The following is a 26,849-nucleotide window of genomic DNA, read 5'->3' as shown; positions in this document are numbered from 1 at the left end:
TCTATGGCTCGTCGTCGTCGATGGTGAGCAAGTAATTCTGGAGATCCAAAAGCTCCGCTTCACTAAGATGACTCGTCTTGCCGTGTTTGTCCCCGCCATTTCTTTCGACGAGCACCGCGCGGAGCGTCAACGCAGATCCATCGTGCAAATAAGGCGCGCTGCTCCAGAGCCCACGCAACGTCGGCGTGTCGATGCCCGTAAGCGGCGCGCCGAGACGCGATCCGGAGCCTGGACCGAGCGTCCCCACATCGTGAAGCATCGGCACGCCATTCGTCATCGCGCTGTCCGTAAAACGAGGCGGAGCATGACACGTCGCACAGCCGGCCTCCGCTGACATGAAGATCTGTCTGCCATTTTCACGAGATGCAATAAACGCAGGCTCGTTTCGGCGATACGGACTTTTGCCAAACGCGGCGAGCGATTCGACGTACGCTGCGAGCGCATCGAGCTCTGGGGACAACCCCGCCTTGGCATCGCCCAGCGTCTGATCATGCGTTCCGGAATGAAAAACATCGTCCGGAAGAAACCCCGTTCCGCCCATGGGTCCACGAATGTCGTGCTCGAAGTCCTGCACTTCATCGAAGTTGGCACTCCAATGCAGTGGCCCGTGAGCAGTTCCGGCACGCCCGAGCAGCGAAATCGTATTGCGTAGGCCCTCGCCGCGCTGCGTGAAATCCCAAACGAGGTTGTCACCATCGCCATCCAAATGGCAACTCGCGCATGAAAGATAGCTCGTGCGGCTCATTCGCGGATCGCGACTTTTGTAAAATACTTGTTTGCCGAGCAAAACTTCAGCGGAGAGCGGTTCCTTTTCGACCGTGATGACTTCGGCGAGCGGCTTTGGAGGAATCGACAAATCCGATACGTCGTACGCACGCACGGCACGCGACAAAAACGCTTGCACGAACAAGCGACGGCCGTCGGGCGAAAGCACCAGGCCCTGCGGCGCATGGCCAACATCGTCGATGGATCCGGCGACGTCGAAACTGAATGCATCCCGCACCTCGATTCGCTCGGCCCCCTGAATGGCGACGTACACGAGGTCTCCGTCTGGAGAGAATGCCGCGGCAGAAGCCAAATCCAGATCGTCGAAAGCATACACTCTCGATGCCGCATCCATGGGAACCGCGGCGGGACCATCCATCACGATTTCCGATAACACCGCTCGCGTCGTCGTCTCGAAGCTCAATGGTTTGCCCGTGCGATACATTCCCGTCACGGTATTCGCCCGCAGAGACGGCAGGATTGCGCGACGACCATCCGGCGAAGGGACGACTTGTCCAAGAAAACTCGCTACACCGCTGTTGTTCGTGTCGCTATCGATACCCGTGAGAGGCGGCAATACGACTTGTCCCATCAACACGGGCGCTGCAGCATCGCGAGCGTCGACATACGTGACGAGAGCCCCCCCTGCCGTCGCGCGCCAATGCGTCGCGACGACCAGACCATCCGCAATGGATGCGACGGCGCGTACGTCTTGACCAACCGCGAGTCTGGACGATATTGTTAATTTTTCGATGTTGACGGTCGCAAGCTCCCCCGAACCGAATAACGTCACGTAAAACGTTTTTCCGAGCGGACTTGCCGTCACACCAAAAGGTTCGGTCCCTGCGCCAAAATCGACGGTTCCCACCACTCCGAAAAACTCGGCACCGAGCACGACCATCTTGCCGTCGGATTGACAAGTCACCGCCACACGGTCACCGCTTACGGCAACCGTACGCGGATGACCGCAAACGGGAATTTCGTCGAGCAGCTCCAAAGGCTCGATCGACAAGACCGACACGCTATTGGCGTCGGGATTGACGACCCAAAGCCGGCCTCGCGCCGCATCCAGCGCAATCGTGCTCGATGCCGTCGGCCTTTCTGTCATTGGCTTCGGCACGACGGAAATCCCTCGCGTCGCCGCGCGTCGCTGATTTGCATACGTCACCGAAACGCCGATCAATCGTTGCCCGGGCGATGCATAGGTGTGACAAACCTGCTGCTTGTACGGCAGCTCGATTTTCGTCTTGTCACCCATGTCCCACGCGGCCATCGCGCCCGGTCCCGCTCCTTCGACAGTCGCCGTGAAACACGTCGATTCACCGACGTACGCGACCTCCGGGCCATCGATGCCGATCACCTTCAGCGGAACAGTGTCCGCATGCGGCGCCCTCTCCGTTTCCGTGCAAGACAAGCCCACGACGCTCGTCAGGCATAGGCTCGCAAGAATCAGTTTGGCATGGCGCATCATTCCGGCTCCTCCTCCACGTATGGCGTGGGTGCGGGAGGCATCGCGCACGGTCCCGTCGTAAAGGTCGAGCGGAATTCGGTCGTCGTGGGATTGCCATTGAAGTCGACCACGCCGCCCGCTGGAATGACCACTTCGTACGTCGTTTCAGGCGCAAGCGGAGAAGCGGGCCAGAAATTCACGATACCCTCTTGCCCCGAATAATGTCCCGCAATAGGATTCGTCGTCCCCACTTCGCGCACGATGAACGATCCCTCCCAGAGAGACCCAAGATCGACGAATTCATTGAACGTGAGGCCAATACGCGACGTAATCGGCTGCGCCGTCGCTCCATCGCGCGGATGCACCATCGTCACGACCGGCCCCGCCACATCGGGCGCCTCGCGAAATGGTGCCACCGCACTGCCACGATCCTTGTCCGCTTTGTCGTCGACACTCAAAACGACGACGTTTCCGATGGGAATGATCGTATCGAGGTCCCCCGTGAGGTCGAATCGCTGAATCAGCGAAGGTTTGGTCGGATCCGAAATGTCGATCGCTTCCGCAAAATGGCTTTGCCCAACGAATGCGACGCCCTCTTTGACGAATACATATCCACCATTGCCATCGGGCGCGATGTAATCACCCACGTACTTCGGCGCCTCGGGGTCCGAAATGTCGTACATGATGAGGCCACCGCCATCGGTCTTGGTTGCATAGAGCGTCATGTTGCCATTGACGTGTGCGTGATATGCTTCGTGCTTCTTGCCTTTGCCATCTTCGATTTCGAACGTGCCCCCCGGAATCGGCTCGGGACGCGCCGGGTCGGTCCCAATGTCGAGCAGCACGGTGCGTGACCCTTCGGCGGCGGTCACGACGAGCAAGTTACCCACGGCGAAAATGCCGCCCGCTCGCAAGGGCGGATCGAATTTGTATTTCGTCAGGAGCACCGGGTTCGCAGGATCGGCCGCATCGATGACGAAAATGCCGTTGTCCGCAGCCGCCGCGTAAACGTAGGGCGCTTGCCAAAACACCGAGAGCACGACACGCGCGTACGCGTCGGGCCAAAAAACTCCATTGATCGAAAGATCACTCGTCACGACGGGCAATTGCGGATTCGACAAATCCCAAAATTGAACGCCGCTCACTCCATTGACGACGGCTTGCCATCCATCTTTCTTGTAAAACCCGGTTGCATGCGTTTCGCGCATGAGCGGCGAGAAGCCCGTGCCCGCCTCAACGGGAGCGCACGGGTCGTCGAAGGAAAACATCGAAATGCCTCCGCCTCCCCATTCGGGCGCCCATGGCATCACCAAATACCCATCGAGCATGGTGACAGCATTGTGATGATCGACGTCGTCTTCAGGGCCGCCATCCAAAAATGCGCAGTTTTGACCAATGAGATCGGTCGTGAACGTCTTCTTTGGACCTCCGGGCCCTTTCCAACCAAGCGCGCGCGATGGCGACGATGGCAGCTCGACCGTTTGTGGCGCATTGCATACGAGGCCCATCGGCGCAGGTGGAGCTTCGGGACCACAACCTGCCATCGACGTCGCCAAAAGCGCCACCATCGCAATCGACCCAAAGCCAAACCGATTCTCATTCATTGCGCACTCCTTCGCCACCCATCGAAGTCAATACCGATGCTCGCTGCTCATTGCAAGCGTTCGGACAAACTTCAATCGGTGAGAAGTCAATGCGTCATCGGCGCGACGAATTTGCCTTGCGCCGAATGCGCGGCGTCCATGCGGCACCACCTGCGCCGGTGGCTCCGAGGAGCGCAGCGCGCAGCGTACGCTTCGTGTTGAACGCCGACAGGTCGATTCCCAGCTCGACGATGGTCTGCGCCACCGCAGGACGAATGCCCGTAATGACCGCTTCGGATCCGAGCAACCGAATGGCGCGAATGATCCCCATGAGCTGGTCGGCCGTGTCCATCTCGATCGTTTCGAGACCCGTCAAGTCCACGACGACACGCTCCACTTGACGCTCGACGATTGCGTTGAGCAGTCGCGTCATGATTTCGATGGTGCGCGTCGCCGTCAGCGCTCCGACGATGGGAACAGCGAGCACGCGTTCGCCGACGTCGAGCAGCGGAGCGGATAAGGCAAGGATTTCCTGATGTTGCGCCTCGATGATCCCGAGCTTCTGATCGAGCTCTTCGACGAGCGCCGCCTTCGCTTCGGCTTGGCGAAACGCTTCTGCAGCGCGACGTTCGACCTCGGCCGCCGCCTCTTCGAGCCGCTGGAGCGTTTCACGACGAGCGGTGATGTCGACGCTGAACCCCAGCACGTTCACGTCACCGTTTGGTAGGACAAGCGGCCGTTTCGTCGTCTGATACCAGCGCTCTTCACCGGTGTACCACCGAACGCACTCTTCGGTCGTGTACTCGTCGAGCGTCGCGATGACGCGTTGATCCACGTCGAGGAACCGCTTTGCGTACTCGGAATCGTCATGCAGATCGACTTCGTGCTGGCCCACGATCTCGTCGGGCGTCTTGCCGAAGACCGCTGCACCGGCTTGGTTCACGAGCACGCAATTGCCGCGCGCATCTTTGACGAAAATCAGATTCGGATCGCTGTCGATGATCTGACGAATGAAATCTTGTTGCTCACGCACGTCGCGTTCAGCTCGAAACTGCTCGCTCACGTCCCGGCCCACGAAGAGCAGGAGTTTTTCCTTCGCGTCGGAACCATCGACGGCGATGACGTGGTAAAACATCGAGCGAACTCCGTGCGGTGTTTGCACGTCGCTCGTGATGATTTCCTCGGCGCCCGTCGCGAGAACGCGTGCGGCAACCTCGCGAGCAAAGGGGACATCGGCCGCGTCGACGAGCTCGTCGAAGATGCCCGATCGCGTGTCGCCATCCGTCGAGCCGAAGTGGGTCGTGGCTGCTACGTTGGCAAAAAGCTTCGTTCCTGCGCCGTCGGCGAGCGTGACGCTGACGGGCAAACAGTCGAGCATTCGGTGCAGCAAGGCAGCGTTTTTATGGATGTCCGCAGCTGCCCTTCGAGCCGCGACGCGCGCATGCACGAGCGCCGTCGGCCGCTCGGTGCCTGGCATCGCCACAATCACGATCGCATGGTCGGCGTCTGCTCCGACAAACGTCGCCTCCGCTCGAGACTGAGCGCCGGAGAGCACCTTCGACAGCGCATCGGCGACCGCGGGAGCGGCCAGAATCGACGCACCATCTGCAAACGCAGTCGTCCACGAAGCGTTCGACTCCCGCACCATGGGCGCTGCATCCGCAACGACCACCGCCATGGGCTCCGGAAAGACGGCAAAGGCTGCGGCTGGTAGACCACCTTCGATCATGTTGGAGCTTTGCACGTGGCGCGAAACGATTCTCTACGAGCCCGCACGACGAGACGATGCCCCCATGACACGCGCCTCGTGCGTACGAATCTCCGCAGTGCGGCATCATCGCGCCACTACACGATCAACGTCAAGGAAGACTCGCGCCAGAACGCGTCGGCATTGCCAAAATGTGCTACGGATCACCATCCGAGGATGGCCTTGACGCGGTCATCCATGCATGATGACTTGTGCTCATGATAACACGCCCATATCAAAGCATGCTTCTGGGGCTAAGCATACTGTTGGGCACATCGAGCTGTCAAATGACCATGGCCGAGCTGAAGGCGCTGAATCCGTCGGCCGCAACGCTCGAGGTGCATTGTCATCCAAGTCTGATTCCCGAGCATGTGAAACGGTTTGCGGTACAACGGGATTCTGGGCATATCGTCACGGACGAGCACCAAGACGAATTGCGCAGTTATGCTCCATTGGCCAGCGTATTTATCGAAGTGAACCCGGTAGCGCCGACCGAGAATGCCCAGGTCATGGCATCCGACTATGGTTTGTCGTGCCCAAACATGGTCAACGTCGACGAACCTTCCTCGGAATCCTTGTACGCGCATACGCGTCCCGATGCCCGTTATCTGGCACAACCGCCAAACACCTCGGCCGGTTCTGCACCGAAGTCGCTTCCGCGCATCGGCGTATGTGCTCGTCCGAAGGGCATCACTGTCAATGAATGGCACGGCGGCCCTGGAATCAAGGGGACCTCAACCATCACCAATGCTGCCGATTATGCAAAACAAACCGCCAATGCCACAGTGATCTATTATTTTGACGCCAAAGCTCCATCGGAATCCATTTGGAATTTTGGAAAAGATACCAAGATCCGCTGCCCGGGCAGAGCTCCTATTCCGTACGACCAATGGGTCACGGCAAGTGCGGCATCTCGACAATCCGGTGCGACGAGTCCATCGACCTCCTCGGCATCAACGACGACCACGACGCCAAAGAAAGGCAACGAGAAAACAACCGCGACATCCGGCCCCGGGGGCCAAGGTCCGCCGTTGAGCACATTCGAGGCGATCGCCCATAACCTCGCCGTTGCGGGTGCACTGTCCCAAGCGGATACGTCAGGCAATTTGAAGAATCCCAACGGCTCGCGCCACGGCATTCCGGGAGGCAAGAACGTCGGCGGATTCAGCTTTCCGCTCTTGCAAGCCGGTGTGGCGACGCTGCAAATCCTCAGCTCGGCGAACCTGAGCCCCAAATCATTCATCGACGATATCGTCAAATTTGCCAAACGGGGTCAGCGCACCATCATCAAAGAAGCCGATGCAAAAATGATGCAGGTCACGGACGATCTCATCAAGAACCACGGCCAATACGAAATGGCGAAAGGCCTGGAGGAAATGCAGACGATCATGCCTTTCGAACTCGGGCAGAAGTTCACGAAAGACCTCGGCGGCAAGTTCCAAGCGCACAAAATTTTCGAGAGAAGGGCGCTCAACAGGTTGCACAGCCGCGACGATTACGAGAAACTACCCTCCGTTATTCTCACGGATGCAGAGCACAAGGAAATCAGCGCAGCGCTCGAAGCAGCATGGAGGCGTGTAAAGCCAGAAAACATGACCAAGGCCAAGTTACGCGAAATTTACCAAGACGTATACAAGAAGCATCCAGAGTGGTTGGAAGCCATTGACGCTCTTCTCCGCTAGAGACACTACCGAGGCCATGAGAATATGCAAACGGTTGTCGAAATTCAATTTGATGCGGCCGACATTTCTGGCGGGGCCGACGCTATCTTAGGTCCCAGCCAATGTGAAAAGGAGGTGGTAAAAATTGCTCATTACAAGATTCTCGGGCGAATTGATGTGACGCTCCAGCTCGACAACAACGATGCACGTGTGCCCAAATTGCTTGCGCTGCTTGCGGATGCTGGAGCAAAAGCATGGATCAATCGCAACGACATCTATACCGAAGACGAGCTTCAAGCGGCACGTTTGCTCTTCGTGTCCAATTGGATCGATGCAAGCGCATGGGGTGGACCTCGTTTTGGCACGACCTACGACATGTCCCAAGCTTGTCCCACCTGCGCCACAGGAGCGCGACAAACTTCACCGCTCATCGTCGGTGATATTGAGTTGCGCACCGTCGAAAAACATCGCGTCGCCTCCACGAATCATGCAGATCTTTTGATTCGAGATACCGACGTGGAGCGGCTCATTGCCGCCAACATCACGGGGGCGGTCTTTTGGCCCGCGTCCGTCAAACGAAAGAGCGGCGAGATCTCCGAACTTCGGTGGCAACAAGCGGTCATCGAACACGTCATGCCTCCCATGGCGGCCAGTTCTTACCTTGATCGAAAAGGCGTGTGCCCCACCTGCCATCGTGGCGGTTTTACCGGCGTTTCTGATCAACCGCTGCGTATCACCTATCGCGCAGAGGACCTGGCCAATATCCATGACTTCAACCGGACCTGGGAATGGCTGGGCGAATACGGGACAACCGAGGAGGAAGTCCAACAAGGCCGGTGGTCACATCCCGGAGTGCTTGTCACCCCCAAAGTCATGAATCTGCTCCGCGCCAAAACCAAAAAAGAAGCCAAATACCAAGGTTGCGATTTCATCCCGGTTTGGCTCGAAGACGAAAAGCACGAACAGCCGTATCTCCAGACGTGACCACGTCGGGCCAATTGATCTTGGCGACTTGAATGCGTGAATCGCGCGCGTTGCGAAAACGCAGCTCGAAAGGTGGGACGTGATGGCTGGTCGATCCGTTTTACCCTAGCGCCGATCAGGGTTCCCCTTCACCTGCATTGCCCTCGGCCGCAGCATTCTTCTTGCGCGTCTTGGCCGCCTTTTCGGCGATCTGCGAGCGATACTTGATCGTCTGCTCGAAATGGGCGAGCAATTCGCTCTTTTTGCCCCGTGTACCCTTGTCGGCCGCACGCGCACCAATGTCGCTGATGTCCTCTTCACGATTGTTCACCAGCCGCACGAGCGATTCCTTTGCGACCTCCAAGAGCTTCTCCAACTTCTTGACCTTCGACGCCAGCTCCGGAATCGCCGCGGTCGATTCAACAATGCGAGGATAAATATCGGGGTGGATCTCGAGATCATTCGCATATTTCGGAATGGCCGCCGCCAGCTCCTCCAATACACCCTCGATGTTGGGCTGCACCCCACGCGCACCTTGCATCGCATTCGGTGCTAGATCGACCAGGTGCGCTTGCTCCGGCGTAAGGTCGACGATGAAAGGGCCAGGGAACTTGGGGCCTTCGATACGCGCCATGAATCCTCCTCGGTTGTAGACGAAACGGTGTTCGCTGACGATCGCCCGCGAAGCAGGGAAGGATCAAGAAAATTGTGCGCCGCAGACCGTTGGAACTTTGCTATGGGTGCCGTTTTGTCACTCATTTGTAGTGCGAAGCACGACATCGTGACCGTGGGGATACGATATCGCGATCGTGGGGATACGACATCGTATCTCGGGGGTCACGAGGTCGGGTTTCGGATGTGCGAGGTCGTGATCTGAAGTCGTGACGTCTGGATATGAACAACGCGCGTTCGTATTCCGCAGGATGCGGCATCGTGGGTTGCGAACGCGATGTCGTGGATGGAACGACGCGACGTCGGTGTCGAATGGTCCCATGTCGGGATGTTGAACTCCCGAGGGCGGGATATTGGGTATCGAGGTCGGGCGTGGTGGGTATCGAGATCGCGAGTTGGGCATTCGAATGCTGGATGCGCGGCATGCGAGGTCGGCTTTTGGGATCGCGAAATCGTGATCGGCCGCTGACGTGCACGGTCATCGAATACGGCAGCTCGTGATGTTCGGATCGCGATGTCATGGTGTTGGAATCTCGATGTCGTGATGCTCGGATCCCGATGTCGTGATGTTTTACTGCCGTCGCGCAGGTACCTTGGCATAGACGCGTTGACTCAATGGGCGGCTGCCCTCCGCCGTCGCAAGATGCTCGATAATTCAGCAACCGCCACGCATATCATCAGTCCATATGCATTCGCAGCAGTCGCAATGGCTTCGCGAAGTACTCACAATTGTTTTGCCTCGAAAGAACCGTGCGCACGCCTTGCTGCACGCGCGAAGGATCACGGCAGGTTCTGCACTTCAACCGGGAAAGGCGACTTTACCGTTGTTTCGTCCCCGAGCTGCCCAAAGTCATTCTTGCCCCAGCATCGTACGTGGCCTGTCTTTTCAAGCGCGCAGGTGTGATAGCTCCCGGCGCTGATATCGATGACGTCAGAAAGCCCTTCGACGTGGACATTTTCTGGATGGTCCTTGAAATCGCCAGCGCCGAGCATTCCCCCCCATTTCGCCCCCAGCAGACGACCTCGCGGGATGCCAGAAGAGCACACACATGTTCGCGTCCAGGAGCGACTTTGACCGCATCATTGATACCGTCTCTTAGCAGAGGAACGGGTCCAACCAAGAACCCCCAGCACCATACTCGGCGCGATAAATCAACTCCGCATCCGATTTCACCCCACGTCGAAACGCTCGCCATATCATTCAGAATGACCGTGGGTGTCGTCCGATTATTGTGCGTGCCGTCGCCAACTTCACCCCACTGATTGAACCCCCAACACCATAGACGTCCATTCTCCTCTACGGCGCAGTTGGAGCCGGTGGCTTGTATGATATGGTCAAGGCCAATCACGGGGCTCGGCGTTTTTTGGTTACCAATATTAAGCCCGGTCCCAAGTGTCCCAAGTTTATTTTCACCGCAGCACCAAAGCGAACCATCTGGCCGAATACTGCATGTATTCCCTTTTGCTGTGACATACACAGAGTCGTAGATGTCCGATAATTCTACCGGTGACCATCGATCGGTAGTTGTGCCGTCGCCAAGCTGACCTTCGCGATTGTATCCCCAGCACATAATGGTCCCTGAAACGTTACGGGTACAGAGATGTCGACCACCCGCGGAAAGCTGAACAGCATCCTCCAGTTCGAGCACTTTGCCGAGAGGACCCGGCTCGCCGGCAAATCCACGACCAAGCTGACCGACGTCGTTTTGCCCCCAGCATTCGACCGTTCCCGCCGCCCGACGGATGCATGTGGCGAATGCTGCTGCCTCGACCTGAACGATATCCATGCCGTCATGACATTCGCCAGATGCGCAATAAAGGTCAACCGGACACACATTTCCACATGCGCCACAATGGTCGTGCGATGAAGCGAGATCCGTCTCGCAACTCTTGGCAGTATCTTGGTCACAATCCGCGAATTGCGCTGGGCAGAAAGGCTCTTCTATGAAAGACTCCGCTTCAAGACCTGTGCGACTGCATGCTAGATGCGGTATCGCGACGAGCGCGAACAAGCCTCTTGGCCAAAGGTTTTTCTTGTGCATTTGGATGTAGCGTAGCATGGCGCTCGTATCACAGCCCCAAACCAAACAATTCCCGCGCATTGCCTCCCACGATTTTCTCTACGACCGCATCGGGCAATTTCGCTCGAACAATGGCTTTTGCTTCTCGATCCCACGCGTACGGTATATTGGGAAAATCGGTGCCAAAAAGCACGCGTTCGGGCCTGGCAAGCACCGACGGCCAGGGGTTCACCACGTGGAAGTATTCGCCGACCATCATGGTCGTATCGAGCCAGATGTTTTCGTATTTGCGTAAAAGCTCGGCGTAACCGGCGAATTCGTCGGCTCCCAGGTGCGGTACGCACAGCTTCAAATGTGGAAACGCTCGGAGCACGCGCTCCACTCGTCCGACGTTACAAATTTCGTATGGATCGCATGGCAAGTTGTCACTCCAAGGTTCCCGTCCCGCATGAATGACCACGGGCAAACCTCGGTTCTGGCACAATCCGTAAACGGGCCAAAGCCGTTCGTCGTCCGCAGGCATTGCTTGCACGTGACAATGCAATTTTATTCCGCGAAGTCCCTGGGCAAACGCCTCGGCGAGTATCTCTTCCTGGTCCTTTTCTCCGGGAAACACCGTCGCCAGCCCCGTGACACGCTCGTGCCGTTTCACGAGATCCGCGACGAATGCATTCATGCTACGAGCGATCCCCGGCTTGTGGGCATAATGCAAGAGCACGAGGTGCGAAACGCCGCGTTCGAGTTGATACTGAATGACTTCGTCCGCGAAGAGCTTGTAACGAACGGGCCAACCGAATGCATCGAACCAGCGCCAGACGGCGCGGAAAACAGCGTCGGGAAAGACGTGGACGTGCGCATCGACGACCGGCGGCAATTCTGCGGGTACGGACAAACCTTCCTCATCGTCGAGCCCTGGCAATGGAAGCGCCATTCCGCTCGCGATCGACGAGATCGTACTGGCGAAATGTGAAACGCAACAGGGAACCGATTCCGTGCTGTGGTGTGCTGCGGGTAAAGCAGGAACGATCATGGCAGCACCCGCACAGCGCCAAGCCGCTCGCCGGCAGCGAGCACACGTTTCGTAATCGAAAGGCCTTCCGAGCGTCGATCCAAATGCCGCGGCACCAAACCTCCTTCAATGGCTGCTCGCATTTCCGGATGCGTGGCATCGTCGACGGGCCGCGCGATGATTTTGCTCATCGGTACATCGACCACCGGCATGGCCACCGCAGGCCTTGGCGCATCGAAATAGGCCGGCTGAATGCACGAAGACAAATCGTTCGCCGCGCTCATGCGCTTATTGAGCGACGGCAATCCGAAACGTCGTGCGAGGGTACGCAGCACCGATACATGCTCGAATTCGGTCGTCACCGTGCATCCTGCTCGCGTAAAAGGCCCTGCCACGATGGACGGCACGCGGAAACCAAGCTGTCTGAATTCGGCCTCGTCGTCTTCCGTCGTCGGAGGAGGCACGTGATCGTAAAACCCGCCATGCTCGTCGTACGTCAGGATGAACATGCAGCGGCCCCATTGTGGACTTTTTCCGAGCGCCGAATACACGCTCGCGATGAGGGCTTGGCCGAGGCGCACGTCGTGGCTCGGATGGTCGTCGTTTGCCCCTTGACCGAAAAATTGCGGATCGATGAACACCACATTGGGCAATGTTCCTTTTTCCGCGTCCGTGAAGAATTGCTCGACCGGCGCAAGTCCGGATGTCTTCAGATACCCACCGGAGCACCAGGCAACATCGTGGTAATAGACGCGATGGCTCACACCGGCGTCATCCAAAAGGCCAAAGATGCTCTTGTAGCCGAAGACGGGAAGGTTGCCTTTTTGGCCTTTGCTCGTTGCCCCGTGCAAGTAAAAACGATTGGGCCACGTCGGACCCATGACCGAAGCAAACCAATGGTCACACACGGCGTGCGCATCCGCGAGCGCATACGTCACGGGAATGTGCTCGCGTACGTGATACCCCATCGCCTCGGCTTGGCTCGCGCCGGCATGCTCCAGGACAAACCCGTCGTTTTTCCCGCCATTGAACTGATTGTGCGATGCGTCCCAGCCATGCGGCGGATCTTCGGGCGTGAAGTTGTCGAGCTTGAAAACGTTCACGAACGTGCCATCCGGGGCCGGGTTTGTCTCGGAACCGGAGAGCCCGACGACGTCCCGCCCTTCGATCAATCGCAAAGCCCCCAAATAATGGTCGAATGACCTGTTTTCCATGCAAAGAATCACGAAGGTGTCGATGGGCGCGAGCAGCTCTTCGGGCGACAAATTCATCGAATCTTGGCAGAGATCGACGCTGCCGCCGCCCCCGGAACCACCAGACCCGCCGGAGCCTCCGGCGCCTCCCATTCCGCCGCTGCCTCCCTCGCCACCCGCACCGCCAACGCCAGCGGTCGATCCAATCGTGGTGGACGCTTCGCTTCCGCACCCGATGGCTGCGGACGAAAGGGCTGCGCCGAGACCCGCGAGCACCCGCCTGCGCGCAAGAGACGGATCATCATTCGCTCGTTTTTTCATTTCAAGCCTCCGTGCGAACAAAATTACAAAACAATGAGGCGATAATCAAGTCTCGAGTTGAAAAACCTGCATGAAGACTATCTTTATAAAGCTATTCATTCCAACAGTCGAAACTCGAATTCTGCATTCGTCACGCACGCCAATGACGTCTCTCGAGCCGCTTCGATGCCACTTGTCAGGACACTCAACATTGGCAGTGTGTCCCGACAGACAGCTCAGCCCGTGCCCCTAAAAACCCGTTCTACGAAAATCTTTCGTGTGCGAACTACGCCGCATCGTGCTACGCGTCAACTGCCCTAACGACCATTCGTTGCGCGCCATGTCGAGGTCGGAAAGCGGACCTCACGCATTCAGGGCGGCGCCGAGGAGGCCCTGTGTCGAACACGCAAGCATATCAAAACCGCTATCGAGCCGACCTGCGCGAGATGAAGTTCCTTCTCTTCGACCAGTTCCGCCTCGGCGACTTGCTCGAAAAACCGCCCTACGAGGCGTGGGGTCTGAACGAAGCCTCGATGGTGCTCGACCAGACCTACAAATTCGCCTGCGACGTCCTCGGACCGCTCAATACACTTGGTGATCGCGTCGGCTGCCGGCTCGAAAACGGAAAAGTCATCACGCCCGAAGGCTTCAAATCCGCGTACGACCAGATGTACGAAGCCGGCTTGAAGGGCGTCGGGGTCGATCCGGAATGGGGCGGACAAGGAGCGCCGCAAGGCTTGACGATCCTCGTCGAAGAGCTCATGGCCGGGGCAAACCCTGCATTTTGCATGTACGGCGGCCTCGCGCGCGGCGTCGCGGAAGTCCTGCATGTTTTCGGCACAGCGCGTCAGAAGTCGCTCTTGCTCGGCAAGCTCTACGGCGGCACTTGGGGTGGAACGATGTGCTTGACCGAGCCGCATGCGGGTTCGGACGTCGGCGCAGCTCGCACCACTGCAAAGAAAATCGACGGCAATCGGTACAAGATAAGCGGAACGAAGATCTTCATCACCGGTGGAGATCACGACCTGGCGGAAAACATCATCCACCTCGTGCTCGCTCGCGTGGACAATGCGCCTCCTGGCACGAAAGGTTTGTCGCTCTTCATCGTGCCGAAGATCCGCGTGAACGAAGATGGAACACTCGACAAGCCGAACGACGTCGGCGTAGGCGCCATCGAGCACAAGATGGGCATCAACGGCTCGGCCACGTGCGTGCTCAACTTTGGCGCAGAGAGCGACGACTGCATCGGCGAGCTCGTGGGCGAAGTTGAAAATGCGGGCATGGCGCAGATGTTCCGCTTGATGAACGGCGCGCGCATTCTCGTGGGCGTGCAGGGCATCGCCGTTGCGTCGACGGCGTACTTGAACGCGCTCGACTACGCGCGCGAACGGCTGCAAGGGCCGTCGATCAACCACTGGAAAGACCCCACCGCTCCGCGCGTGCCCATCATCGAACATGCCGACGTGCGTCGCATGCTGCTCGAGATGAAAGCCAAGGTCGAAGGCATCCGCGCGCTTGCCGTCAAGCTCGCCATGCACTCGGACATGGCGCAGCTCCTCAAAGGCAACGACGATCAGAAGGCGCAATACCATCAGGGACAAGTCGACCTGCTCGTGCCGCTCGTGAAAGCCTATGCATCGGATCAAGCCTTCCGCGTGTGCGAGTTGGCAATCCAAACCTACGGCGGCGCGGGGTACACCAAGGACTACCCGGTCGAGCAGTACTGCCGCGATGCAAAAATCTTCTCCATTTACGAAGGAACCAACCACATCCAAGCCATGGATCTGGTCGGACGAAAGTTGCCGCAACGCGGCGGACAGAACCTCCAGGAGTTCCTTGGCGACGTCGCAACGTTCGTGCAAAAGAACAAAGCGCACCCGACGCTGGGCGCGTACGTGAACGAGCTCGGGACGGCGCAAGAAGCGGTTTCGGGCACGGCGATGCGGCTGCTCATGTGGTTCCAATCGGGACGCATGAACCTGGTGCCGCTTGCTGCCAACCGGTTCCTCGAAATGATGAGCGCGCTGTCGGTTGGGTGGCTTCTTTTGGAGGGTGCGGTCATCGCAGCCGAAAAGGAGCAGGCTCTTCCGAAGGACTCGGCGGAGCGAGCGTTCTACCAGGGCAAACACCACGCAGCGGCGTACTTTGCCACGCACGTTTTGCCAGAAGTGCGTTCTCACGCCGATGTGCTCGGTCGTGAGGATCGTTCGGCGCTCGATATTCCGAACGAAGCGTTCGCGACAGTTTGACGTCAAACAATTTGGCGTCAAACGAATTTGACGCGACGCGCCTCACCCCCTAACCCCCTGTTATGAAAACGCCTTCTGGCTCCCCCTCTCCGCCGAGCGTAGCGAGGGGGAGAGGGGGTTGGGGGGTGAGGTGCACCTTCTCTCTCCGGCCAATCTGTGCTCTGATGCCCCCGTTTTCGGAGGACGCATCCATGACAACGCGGCAGTTCCGCAGCTCGTTCTTTCTCTTCAGTTTGCTCGGCATCGCTGGCTGTGGAGGCACCACGACAACCCCCGTGGTCAACCCAGCCGCCCCAGCAAAGCCTCGAGCCGAGCAAGCGCCCAGCAATAAAGCGGACATGGTCGTCGCTGCCCCGGTCGCGCAGCCCGAGCCGGCATTGCCCACCAAGGTCACCTCGCTTTTCCAATTCATCGGCGCAGACACGCCCGTCATCGTCAATGTCCCGCGCCTCGATAAAGTCGTTGCTGCGCTCGATGCCGAAACGCGCGAAGCCATCACCAAAGAGCTCCTCGACAAGATCGGAAAAGAATCGCGATTCGAAGCCGCCGTTGCGAAAAGCCTCATCGAAAGCTTCGATGGCGCGGTGATCTTCGCCGATCCCAAGAAGAAAGACGCAGGAGCCAAGAAAGCCGCGGAAGACGCCGCCTGTTTGGCCGCTCGATTCCGCGATCCACGCCCCGTCGAATTGGCCCTGTCCGCCAAGGCAGTCGAACGCGATGGGGCTCGATTTACCATTACCAACGAAAAGGATGCGGACAACCCCCCCGCCCACGGCGTATGGCTCGCCGATTCCGGCGTTTTGCTCGGATGCGCCACCCGCGAAGCTCTCGCGCAAAGCCTTTCGGTCGCGACGGGCGCGCTCCCGTCGTATACGTCGTCGCGCCGATACGTCGCCGAACGCGCCAATGATGTATTCGTCTCGGTCGACATGCACCCAATCCTCGGAGATTCCGTCGAAAAAGGTTCGGACCTATTCGCATCGCTCACGACACCGGGTCAAAGCCTCGGGCTCGATCTCCGATTGAACCTTTATGGTTCGTCCTATCCGCCCGTAGGTTCGGTCATTGCGCCCGCGTCCCAGGACGTCATCGGACAAATGCCCAAAGGCACGATTGGCGCACTCGGCGTTTCATTGAAACGTGCGGCCGGTAAAGACCTGGTGAGTATCATTACGATGTACGACAAGGCACTCGACACCAACAAGCTCAGGGTAGCCAAAGAAGGCGCCGCCGAGCTCGGCCTCGATTTAGCCGATATCGACGGCGCGCTCGGTGACGACTTTGCGGTGGGTGTCTATCGCGATCCAAAGAAAAAATTCGATTTCGATAAGAGCGATGGTCTCGCACACATGGCGGTGGTTTTTGCAATTGCAACCAAAGACGAAGCTGCCCACAAAAAAATCTGGAATGTGGTCACGACGATGGTGAAAAAGAAGCCGAAAGAGGCTTCCGTCCGCGGCAACGTCATTGAATCGGTCGAAAACCCCCAAAAGAAGAAAAAGGAATTCGTTCGCATCGAGTCGCGCAAGGGCGTCGTCGTCATCGGCACGGGCGACAAAGCCATCGTGAAAGAAGCGCTCGCCAAGTTTGGCAAGGCCAAAGAAACGCTCGCATCCACCGCTGCATTTGCCGATGCGCGAGCAAAGGAAAAGCCCGCCACGCACGTGCTCGGATACTTGGATGGAGCGACCTTGCAAGCCCTCGTCGAAGCAAAAGGCGACAAAACATCGGCTGGGGCACTGGGCCCTGCATTCTTGTCTCTCACGCTCGGCCCCACGGATCGTGGCCTCGAATTGGCTCTTGGTGGTGGTGGCGCAATGGGCCTCATTGGAACTGGCGCAGCGCTCGCCGTTTCGGGAATGAAGTCCTACCTTGCAAAGAGCAAAGCGGCCGAAGCCAAATCGACGCTGTACTTCATGGCGAGCTCCGCCCGGCGCGCCTACCACGAGGGCAAAGGCACACCGAACAACCTCTGCAAGTCATCCGTCCCTGTCCCTGCAACCATTCCCAAGGGCACCACACACACGCCAACCATGGGAGCAGGGAGCGATTGGGATTCCGGTGACGCTACCACCGGCTGGAAATGCCTGGGGTACTTCACGACGGAAACGCTCCGCTACCAATATCAATACATTCAGGGCAGTGGCTACAAGGGCCCCAAGCGCGGCGGCCCCGACCCGGGCAAAGACGGTTTTGAAGTCTCCGCCGAAGGCGACCTCGACGGCGATGGGAAAACCAGCCTTTTTACGAAGACCGGCAAAATCGTCAATGGCGAACTGGTGCTCGACGACGACGTCTTCTCGTCGGATCCAACCGAATGATTGGATGAACGACAAGCCCTGAGAGATGCACGATTTCTCGGCGCTCGCGGGGGGTCCCACTGTTCGAGCCTGCGAAGCAGGCGAGTTTGGGGGGCACCGCGGGCGCCGAGAAATCGTACATCTCTTGGGGCGGCCAGTGCCGAACGACCGCCGAGAAATCGTACATCTCTCGGGGCGGCCAATGCCGAACGACCGCCGAGAAATCGTACATCTCTCGGGGTGGCCAATGCCGAACGACCGCCGAGAAATCGTACATCTCTCAGGGCGGCCAATGCCGAACGACCGCCCAAATTCTAAAATCCCCCCTCTAGCCCAATACTTGGCACCGAAACCGGTCCTATATAACTCTGCTTGCATCCGTCGGGCGTGCAACCCAAGCCCGTAGGCTCTTCGTTCAGCGTCACATTGAGCATTTCGGCGACCAGCGACAGCCACCGCTTGTTCTTCATCTTCCAGCGCTTTTCCACGCGCGCGTCGATGCGGAAAAACGGATCCAGCCGATCGCTTCCCCATTGCTCTTGGACATCCTCCTCGACCGGCAATCCCGTATAAAACACGACACGCGTCCCAAGCCGCCATCCGCGCCCCGCATCGAATGAGATCGCACCATTTAGCACATGCGTTCGATCGAACGAAGCCACCGTGGTTCGATTCCCAATTTTTCTCGTCGATCGAGACAATGTGTACGAGACGAACCCACCAAGACGCTCCGTCAACTTGCGGCGAATGTAAATCTCGAGCCCAATTGCATTTCCCAGAGCCCGCTCATTCAGCACCGCAGGACCCGGTTCGTTTGGCCGAGGCTCATCCATTCCAGGCCCCATCCCCGGCGGTCCTCCCGGCCCAGGCCCCATTCCCGGTGGTCCTCCCGGATTCTGAGGAGGGCCATCGCGATCGGCCGTCCCGAGGGTATCATTCATATTGAAAAAGCCATTCAGGAAAAACGTCCCACTCGCTTTGAACCCGAGCGGCAAATCCACCTCGACCCCCGTGCTCGATTGCGCAGCCGTTTGCAATCCACCCGAAAGCTCACCAATCGCGAGCCCTGGCACGGGCAATACGAATGACGGTGGCTGATGCGCCAAACCCATTGCAGAGAGCAGCCGCACCTTCTTCGTCACGGGCACGCGCATACCCAGACGCACATCGGCGCTCATTGCCGTTGCTCCGCGCGAACCAAACCAATCCACACGCGCTCCTGGCGTAAATTCGACCCCGCGTCCCGTCTCGATCACGGCATCTGCATAAACGCCCGCCGCAATGTCCTGCCGCGGCGGAAACAGCACATCGAACAAATTTTGCGCATTCTCGTCGTCGGGCGCGAAAATGTCGTACGAATCCAAGTTTGCATCGACGCCCGCTCGAATCAGCACCGATTCATTGACCCGATGTAGAATCTGGCTTCGTGCCGCGAAGAGAAAATTTCGCGCATACACGCCACCTTGACCGCCCAATGCCGTGCGATCGTAGCCGAACGTCACTGCTTGCCGCAACCGCGTTCGCGACCCAACCTCCACGTCGTAACGTAGATCCACGCGATGAAACTGCGCATTGAACACCGTCTGTTCGACCCCATTATCGTCTTCTTGACCCAAGTAGTCGTACCCGCCAAACGCAAATAACGTCAAGTGTTGCGATGGCGTGATGTCATACGAAACGCGCGCCTGGTAATCCCAGTAATCGAGCGTCGTTCCGGGCGCGAACAGCGAAAGCATGGCCGCAGTATACGAATAACGCCCGCCCGCCAACACCGACCCGCGGCTCCCGAGCGGCGCCTCGACCAAGGCTCCGACATCGAACGTCCGCAGATTCCCCTCGCCCCGAAATTCGGCCTTCGGCTTCGTCGTTTCCCCCGCGACGATACCACCGGCAAACCGCCCATATTGAGCTGGATAACCTCCAGGATACAAATCCACCCGATCCACCAGCGCCGGATTGACGACCGATGGCCCCAAGGCAAGATGGTACAAATACGGCACGCGGATGTTGTCCAGGAAATACCCCACATTGCCCGGCGGCGCTCCGCGAATGTAAAAGAATGGCACGCCCGATAAAATCGGCGTCACCCCCGGCAATGCCTCGATCGCTCGAAAAGGATCCCCAAAAGCTCCCGGCAATACGCGCACCTCCGCGCGCCCGAGCGTCACCGTGCCCGGCGCCTTTTTCTCCCCAATGGCAATCACTTCAATCGGCGCCACCACCGCTTTCGGCTTGGCCGGTGCATTCTGACCCGCGTTTTGCGCGCCCGCTGGCCCTTGTTCGGCCTCCGGAGGGACTTCCTCTACCTTCGGCGGAACGAAATGCACGAGCACCCGAATTCTCGCCGATATCGGCTTCCCATCTCGCGTCGCCGGATCGAAACGCCATTGAGCTGCCGCGCGCGTCGCTTGACCCGCATAAGGCTCGTCCCCCTTCACCACCCGCGCTTCCTTCACACCTCCTTCCACCGTTACCGTAATCTCGAGTACGACGTCGGTTTCTTGCTGCTCGTTCGCGGGCAAACCGTCAGGATATCCCGCTTCGAGCGCCACCAGCGGCCGCGGCGGAACGAGCTTCGGTGCTGGCGCGGGCGCCGGAGCTTGGGGCGACGCTTTTGGAGGATCTGCACCATACGATGCGCCAGATCCCAAAGCTGCGGCAAATGCAAGTGAAAGGCTCGCAAAATGCCTAACCATCCCCAAGCGCGACGACACCATTTTGGCGCACGATACCACGAACTCGTCGCACGTGAACGGGCCCTACACAACTTTACAAAATATCGAGGCCAAGAATGACGTCAGTCCATGCGACGCGCCTTGCGGCTGCACGACGAACTCATTTGCTGCACGTCGCTTGCGCGAGCGCGTTCATTTCGGCGGCGCATGCCCTGGCCCCTCGAGCAAGCTCGCAACGTACCGCAGCCGAAACGCGGGCGGCGATTGCCGGGCAGGCATCGTAAATGCACCCGACATAGTCGGGACTGTCAATCCCGCATTCGAGACACTCGCGCGTCTTTTTTCCGCTGGACGACCCATGACCGATCCATTCGGCAGCAAACACGCCACCAGCATTCGCGCACGCTTCGAATCGTTCGTCGCGAGGAAAGTAGGGACCGATGAGCTGGCACATTTCATCGGACGCTTGCGGCCCGTAGCCAATCGTTCGAGCCTCGCTGCTGGCATAATTGCACTGCATCTCGATCGTTTGCCCTGCGGAGAGCTCCATGAACGGCTTGTAGCTTTGCACTGGAGGTTCGAGCCATTTCTGTGTTTCGTACATGATGCCCGATGACATGCCGCCCGAATCGAACGCTTCGGCCGAAAAGGACAGACCGCGAGCATGCATGTGAGATTGCAGATTCACGATGAACACGTCGCTCGGAACGGGACATCGCATACGCGCGCGCGAAGTGCCCATCGGCGGCACGTGCAGGAGCTGATTGTCGAGATAAAGCAGCCCCGCCTCCATTTTCACATCTTGCGCCGGTATGGAATTCAAATTCATGCGTGCGTCCACGACTGACGGTTCGGATGAAGCATTGAGATAATGTACGCTCATGACGACGACGGTTTTTCCAGGAAGATGGACCGCTACCCCTTCGGGTAGCCCGCGGAGCATGCCGGGATGATCCATGATTTCACTGCCGCCCAGCACGGAGTCGACTTTCCAGAGCGCCGTGACGCCTTCCGAGCAATCGTGAACTTCCGCGGCGTCGATGAGCGCACCGGTCTCGGCCATTTCGGGAATCGCTCCATAGGGCGTCTTGTAAAGGAGCACGTGGTGACCACCGGGACCGAAATATACGGTTTGCTCGTGCACGAACATGCCGTCATCGGGCACTTGAAAAAGCCGGCAACCATAAGATTCTTCACCCGGCGCGATCGTCTTGGTCATTCCAAGCTGAATTCCCTGCCCCGGCATGGGCGCTGCAAGCGGCACGATTCCAGCACTTTTTGCGCCCAAAAGAAGCGGCTCTTCCCCTGGCGCACACGCAACGAGAAAAACCGGTACCAATGCGACAATAATGCTTTTCATGAATGCCCCCCAAGTGCCAATTGCTCGTGTAGCACATTCGTCATGCTCGGCACGCCCGCCTGCCATGCATTCGTGCGAACGCCGTGCCAGGACGCATATTTGCGTTTCAGCAGCACCAAAGAATCGCTACGTAATGTAGCGCGATGGCTATGGCGGCTTGGGTGGATCGCAGTTCAATTTGAAATAAGGAAAATTTGGGGGGTTTGGGGGGGCCGAGCCTCGCCGTGCTTTTGTGCGAAGCGCAAAAGCACCGGGAGGCGAGCCTCGGCCCCCCCAACGTGAACCAAGCCTCGCGCAGCGCGCGTCTCACGCGCGCGAAGCGAGCGTACAAATCCTGGTCCGTATTCGAACTGATCAGCGCTCTAGGCGCAATCAATAGCAATACTTGGAATCTTTGCAGGATTCTTCTTCGAGCGGGTCCTTCGGCGGCGGCTTCTTCGTCCCTGGATCGGACTTGCCCGCCAATTCGTCCGCGGTCGCATACGTCGCCACGCCCGCAGCCAGCAGAATGATTCCCAGGACGAACGTCGTCCAAATCGCCACCTTGCCCTCTTCGTACGTCGCGGGCGGCATGCATGGCCCGCGTTCTTCGAGCTGCGGATCGTTCGGGTTTGGCGTGGTACATCCTACCGCCAAGAATCCCGTCGTCGCAGATGCAATGCCTCCCGTCGCCATCATACCCATTCCGATGGTTTTTCCTACCGATCCACACCCGGATGTCGATAGCAGCACGCAAATCATGAAGAGAGCGCACACCGGCCGCATGGAAGGTCGAACGATACGCGACGCGTAGCAATGAACCCCTTTTTCGATGCCGTGTTGCACCATCGCGGATTTCTCCTGCACATGAATAGGATCACTCAGACAAATACCGTCCACTGGGTCAGCATGCATTATACTCCCTTGGGACATGCCCATCCCGCCCCCTCACGCAGGTGGGCCTTCTTCTCTTTGGGCACATGGTGAATTTCTCCAGGAACCATTCCGGGTTCAGCCGTTCCCCAAGCAACGATGTTGAGCTGATTCAACCCAACGGATTGCTGAAGGTTGGGCTCGTCCAAGAAGACATCCCAATGGTAATACCCACCCGTCGCCGGCTGACTCCATCCGCTACCGAAGCGATCGATCCAAGCCGGCTTTGATTCGAACGTGCGGCACGCTTGAGTATCCCGGCGCCACCAATTCGCCGGCGGACAGAATGGAAAATGGCCGGTATCTGGGAGTTTTTCATCCAAGCGCGTCGTCCAAGCGATTGTCACGTTTCTGAGGCTGCGTACGCAACGAATACGTCGAGGCGTATGCCCGGGAACATGTACTTGAATCTGCCACCTCGTTTTTTCCGCGAGCGTACACCTTCCGACGACATGCATGTTCAGATTTCGCCCAGCAAATAATCGAGTAACCAAAATAGCTTCATCGCGTTGCTGTGCGCATCCAATGACGAGACGTTCCATGATTTCAAGCCATTTTGTCGGCAATCGCGGCCAATCGAAAAGAGGTTTCACACCCCATATTTTCGTCGTGCCCTGGATTGGCTTGTCGAGGAGCGGCACTGCACGAGCATGATCTCGCAAGCGGTCTAGCCCATTCCGCAGCCTGGACCCTGGCTTTGCCCGAGCGAATAATGGTCCAATGAGGTCGCGTTGCAGTTCATTCCAATACCATTGCGCATTGGGAATGACGGCTTGACGATCTTTACATATCCGATGCAAATCATCGAGCGCCATGCCAAGGTCCCGCTCCTCTTCCGGCAATAAGGGACCTCGCGCATTCTGAGACAGAAACAACGCCGGGTCTATCATGACAATCATGGGCCGAGATCCGGCTCGTCGCCGACATCGTGTTCGATTGTGCCAAGTTCGGGCATCATTCCCTGTTCCCCAGCGGGCTTGTCAAGGGAAGCATCATAGATCGCGCGCTCTTCGTCCGTTGCTTCATCCATAAATTCGGCAGGCCAATCTTCGAGGCTACCTTGCGGAGTCAGCCGAACAGTCTCTGCGGTTGACATGCCTTCATGCTGTTCGACCTTGACGATGTTCACATTCTCGAGAAGCCATTTTTCGAGATCGCTTCCGGGTTTGGCACGTGCTGCGAGCCCGCGAAGGCGCCGAACGAGATGGTCGCTGTGCGTCTCCACGATGAGCTGTCGACGTGCCATTGCAAGGGCGACGAGCCAATGGGCAAGGCGTGACTGAACTTTCGGGTGTAAATGCGCGTCGCCTTCTTCGGTTGCAATGTGTGAATAGCTGCGGCATGCAGCATCATATTCGTTCTGGTGAGAATCTCCGAGAATGGGATCGAAACGGAGCGGATCGGCCACGAGGCCAAGTTGGATGACCGGCAGCAAATAGCTGAGACCTCGTCCGACATGCTGCAAGCTGGCCTGCCCAAAGAAGAGGCGGAAGCCGACGTCCTTGACCTCATCCACTTTGAGCCGAACATCTACGCCGAGCTCGAGGAGTACTTCATTTATTGCGTCTTCGAGGTTCTTCGCTCGTACCTTCGACGGGACCTTGATTTCTCCGCCTTCGATCCGCAATGGAGGAAGATAATGCACGCGATCGCTCCTCCGAGCATGGAGCATCTGCGCCGCATATTCTGCATTTACACCGATTTCCTCAGGTGGAACCGGATCCGGCCGATAGAGTGTTGCCGGCGGCGTGCGCATCGCGCCGAGGTACCCGAAACCCGATAAGATTGCTTTGAGGTCATTGATTGGTTGTGAAAATAGCAGGAGGAAAGCATTGAACCACGTTCGCTGCTTGCTGCGTGGCCCCAAATCCGACCGATCAAGAGAGACGTTGGGCAAAAAGTGATCCATACCAACATACAGCTTGCTCGCGTCTTGCCCATTGAACCAACATGAATAAAGCCCAAGATGTTTTTCTCGCTTGAAGGTAAACCGACACTCCGGCTCTCGGTCCTCGGCCTTGGCAAATGAACGAAGCCTCACCTCATACAGTACCGTGCGCCCCTCCACCTCAGCATAAGCAAGCTCCAGCTCGGTGACCCGACATTGTAGTGCCATCAGTTGTGATATGATGCCGCGCATCCATTCGAGCCCGGTGTTCTTCATAAACGTGGCCTTATCGGGCCATCCTGCGCGTTCCCATGCCACGCGAGTATCGATAGTGGAGGACCAGCGAATGACGATCCGCGGCCCTTCCACATAATCGGCCGGCGCCGGCCAACCATAAGTAACTTCGCGTAGTGATAACGCGTCGAAAAGTGCCCCTTGAAGATGCAATGGCACCTCCGGTCGCGGAAGCGCCAATGTTTGCTTCAACAACAGGAGCGCCTGAATAATGCTGCTCTTTCCGCTATTGTTCTTGCCCAAGACCACCGTGAGCGGCGACAAAGGAATCGTTGTCGCCTTGTCATAGCTCTTGAATCGTTCGAGCGTGATGGACAGAAGTCTCGCGTTTGACACAGCCTCACCTGCGCGTCCGCTTGGAGTTACGAAACGCGCTCACCTTATACAGCAACATCGTTCACGTGCTACAGGAAAAGCACCTACGTCGGCCGCGGTTCGTCCGACGGCAACGAGCTCCTTTGCTCGCGGCAAGCTTGCCATTGCAACCCTACCCAAGCTACCATGCCCCCATGCTCAAACCCATCCTTTCCATCAGCTTGATTGCAACAGCTTGCCTCGTCGCAGCGTGCGACGACACCAGCACCAATACCAACCCCACCGGCAGCTCGTCATCCACCGCTGCCGGCGGATCCGCAGGCATGGGCGGCGACGGCGGCGGCGGCGCGGGCGGCGCAGGTGGCACCGCAGGCGGCGGCAATGGCGGCACGGGCGGCACGGGCGGCGCCATGTCGAGCAAGGACCCGCTCGAAGGCATTGGAACCGTCGAAAAAGTCCAAGGCAACTTCCAGTTCACCGAAGGACCGCAATGGATCCAAAGCAAAAGCACGCTCCTTTTCACCGACATTCCCGCAAACAAGATCATCGAACATGCTCCACCCATGATGTTCGCCACGTACGTCGAACCGAGCAGCAATGCCAATGGGCTCGCGGTCGACAAAAAGGGCGGGCTCTATGCCTGCGAACACAGCGGCAGGCGCATCTCACGCATCGAACCCGATAAAACGGTGACCAGCATCGTCGACAATTACCAGGGCAAAAAATTCAATAGCCCCAACGACATCATCATCCGCGATGACGGCAATATTTACTTCACTGACCCTCCCTATGGTCTGCCCCAGGGCGACCCCGGCGAGCTCGGTTATCAAGGTATCTTTCGCGTGACGCCCGTCAATAGCGTCGAGCTCATTGCGAACGACATGTCACGGCCCAATGGCATCGCCCTCTCCCCCGACCAAAAAACATTGTATGTCAACGACACCGCGTCCGGCGAACTACGCACCTACGCGCTCGGCGATAACGGCTTGCCAGGCGCCATGAACAAACTCGTCACGACCAGCCCGAATCCGGACGGAATGGCCATCGACGACCAAGGCAATATTTTCGTGACGACCAGCGTCGGCGTCGAAGTCTATGCGCCCGACGGTAAACTCTGGGGCACCATTCAAGTCCCCGAACAACCATCGAATTGCGCATTCGGCGGCGCCGATCGAAAAACATTGTTCATCACCGCACGCACTTCGCTTTACCGCGTCACCGTCCAAGGAACCGGAATGTACTGAATCCAACGAGCCACGTGCGTTGACGGTGCAATTGAAGGCGCCAATACGTAATCCCCAAAGCCGAATGGCCTTCGAAACCGTTTCCAAACGGTTCTGGGAGGCCCCGGGGTCTCACCGATCGACTTCGAAGTGCCCGAGGTAGGCCGACTGGCTTGGGCGATCGGTATGGAAACGCTTGCCATAAGCCTTTCGGGGTGCTCGATCGAGGTGGAAACGGTCGAGGAAGACCGAATGGCCTTCCTGATCGG

17 protein-coding genes are annotated in these 26,849 nt (G+C 58.2%); 5 read left to right on the top strand and 12 right to left on the bottom strand.

Annotated elements, in window-relative coordinates; translation table 11 throughout:
* Position 1: 1 nt before the first annotated feature.
* The 3 genes from IPM54_18245 to IPM54_18235 form a co-directional block, all read right to left on the bottom strand.
* The gene (locus tag IPM54_18245; protein ID MBK9261728.1) at positions 2-2,236 is read right to left on the bottom strand and encodes a hypothetical protein; all 2,235 of its coding nucleotides are present in this window, start codon (positions 2,234-2,236) and stop codon (positions 2-4) included.
* On the bottom strand, positions 2,233-3,819 hold the full coding sequence (locus IPM54_18240) for an Ig-like domain-containing protein (protein MBK9261727.1): 1,587 nt from the start codon (positions 3,817-3,819) through the stop codon (positions 2,233-2,235). The genes IPM54_18245 and IPM54_18240 overlap by 4 nt, the downstream gene beginning before the upstream one ends.
* A gap of 94 nt (positions 3,820-3,913) precedes the next feature.
* Entirely contained in the window at positions 3,914-5,542 is a 1,629-nt protein-coding gene (locus IPM54_18235) for a PAS domain-containing protein (protein ID MBK9261726.1), read from the bottom strand.
* Between the two features lie 296 nt (positions 5,543-5,838).
* Here IPM54_18235 and IPM54_18230 point away from each other — a divergent pair, with 296 nt between their 5' ends.
* Positions 5,839-7,227, top strand: a complete 1,389-nt coding sequence (locus IPM54_18230) for a hypothetical protein (protein MBK9261725.1) — start codon at positions 5,839-5,841, stop codon at positions 7,225-7,227.
* Between the two features lie 24 nt (positions 7,228-7,251).
* Positions 7,252-8,190, top strand: a complete 939-nt coding sequence (locus tag IPM54_18225; protein MBK9261724.1) for a hypothetical protein — start codon at positions 7,252-7,254, stop codon at positions 8,188-8,190.
* 115 nt (positions 8,191-8,305) lie between these two features.
* On the opposite strand, the gene IPM54_18220 is transcribed toward IPM54_18225, so the two are convergent.
* The 4 genes from IPM54_18220 to IPM54_18205 form a co-directional block, all read right to left on the bottom strand.
* Positions 8,306-8,803: a hypothetical protein gene (locus tag IPM54_18220; GenBank protein MBK9261723.1), complete on the bottom strand. Its 498-nt coding sequence runs from the start codon at positions 8,801-8,803 to the stop codon at positions 8,306-8,308.
* Between the two features lie 856 nt (positions 8,804-9,659).
* Positions 9,660-10,628, bottom strand: coding sequence for a hypothetical protein (locus tag IPM54_18215; GenBank protein ID MBK9261722.1), 969 nt, complete (start codon positions 10,626-10,628; stop codon positions 9,660-9,662).
* Positions 10,629-10,911: 283 nt separating this feature from the next.
* Positions 10,912-11,793: an amidohydrolase gene (locus IPM54_18210; protein ID MBK9261721.1), complete on the bottom strand. Its 882-nt coding sequence runs from the start codon at positions 11,791-11,793 to the stop codon at positions 10,912-10,914.
* 95 nt (positions 11,794-11,888) lie between these two features.
* Positions 11,889-13,385: an alkaline phosphatase family protein gene (locus IPM54_18205; protein MBK9261720.1), complete on the bottom strand. Its 1,497-nt coding sequence runs from the start codon at positions 13,383-13,385 to the stop codon at positions 11,889-11,891.
* Between the two features lie 374 nt (positions 13,386-13,759).
* On the opposite strand from IPM54_18205, the gene IPM54_18200 reads away from it, so the two are divergent.
* Together IPM54_18200 and IPM54_18195 are read left to right on the top strand one after the other, a co-directional pair.
* Positions 13,760-15,613, top strand: coding sequence for an acyl-CoA dehydrogenase (locus IPM54_18200; protein ID MBK9261719.1), 1,854 nt, complete (start codon positions 13,760-13,762; stop codon positions 15,611-15,613).
* A 191-nt stretch (positions 15,614-15,804) separates the two neighbouring features.
* Positions 15,805-17,934 carry a hypothetical protein gene (locus IPM54_18195; GenBank protein MBK9261718.1) on the top strand — a complete coding sequence of 710 codons (2,130 nt, stop codon included), beginning with the start codon at positions 15,805-15,807 and terminating at the stop codon, positions 17,932-17,934.
* Between the two features lie 293 nt (positions 17,935-18,227).
* Here IPM54_18195 and IPM54_18190 read toward each other — a convergent pair whose 3' ends face one another.
* The 5 genes from IPM54_18190 to IPM54_18170 all read right to left on the bottom strand — a co-directional run bounded on the left by IPM54_18190 (position 18,228) and on the right by IPM54_18170 (position 25,378).
* The gene (locus IPM54_18190; GenBank protein ID MBK9261717.1) at positions 18,228-20,609 is read right to left on the bottom strand and encodes a TonB family protein; all 2,382 of its coding nucleotides are present in this window, start codon (positions 20,607-20,609) and stop codon (positions 18,228-18,230) included.
* Positions 20,610-20,748: 139 nt separating this feature from the next.
* A complete protein-coding gene (locus IPM54_18185; GenBank protein MBK9261716.1) occupies positions 20,749-21,948 on the bottom strand; it encodes a hypothetical protein in 1,200 nt (399 codons plus the stop codon).
* 372 nt (positions 21,949-22,320) lie between these two features.
* The gene (locus IPM54_18180; protein ID MBK9261715.1) at positions 22,321-22,713 is read right to left on the bottom strand and encodes a hypothetical protein; all 393 of its coding nucleotides are present in this window, start codon (positions 22,711-22,713) and stop codon (positions 22,321-22,323) included.
* Between the two features lie 128 nt (positions 22,714-22,841).
* Complete coding sequence (locus IPM54_18175; protein ID MBK9261714.1) at positions 22,842-23,759, bottom strand: hypothetical protein; 918 nt, start codon at positions 23,757-23,759, stop codon at positions 22,842-22,844.
* On the bottom strand, positions 23,756-25,378 hold the full coding sequence (locus tag IPM54_18170; protein ID MBK9261713.1) for an AAA family ATPase: 1,623 nt from the start codon (positions 25,376-25,378) through the stop codon (positions 23,756-23,758). The genes IPM54_18175 and IPM54_18170 overlap by 4 nt, the downstream gene beginning before the upstream one ends.
* Before the next feature lie 173 nt (positions 25,379-25,551).
* Here IPM54_18170 and IPM54_18165 point away from each other — a divergent pair, with 173 nt between their 5' ends.
* On the top strand, positions 25,552-26,601 hold the full coding sequence (locus IPM54_18165; GenBank protein ID MBK9261712.1) for an SMP-30/gluconolactonase/LRE family protein: 1,050 nt from the start codon (positions 25,552-25,554) through the stop codon (positions 26,599-26,601).
* The last annotated feature ends 248 nt before the right edge of the window (positions 26,602-26,849 follow it).

Source organism: Polyangiaceae bacterium (assembly GCA_016715885.1).
In the GTDB taxonomy this organism is placed as follows: domain Bacteria; phylum Myxococcota_A; class Polyangia; order Polyangiales; family Polyangiaceae; genus Polyangium.
Note: the sequence above shows the minus strand (reverse complement) of the source record. Positions and strands in the feature narration are given on the sequence as shown.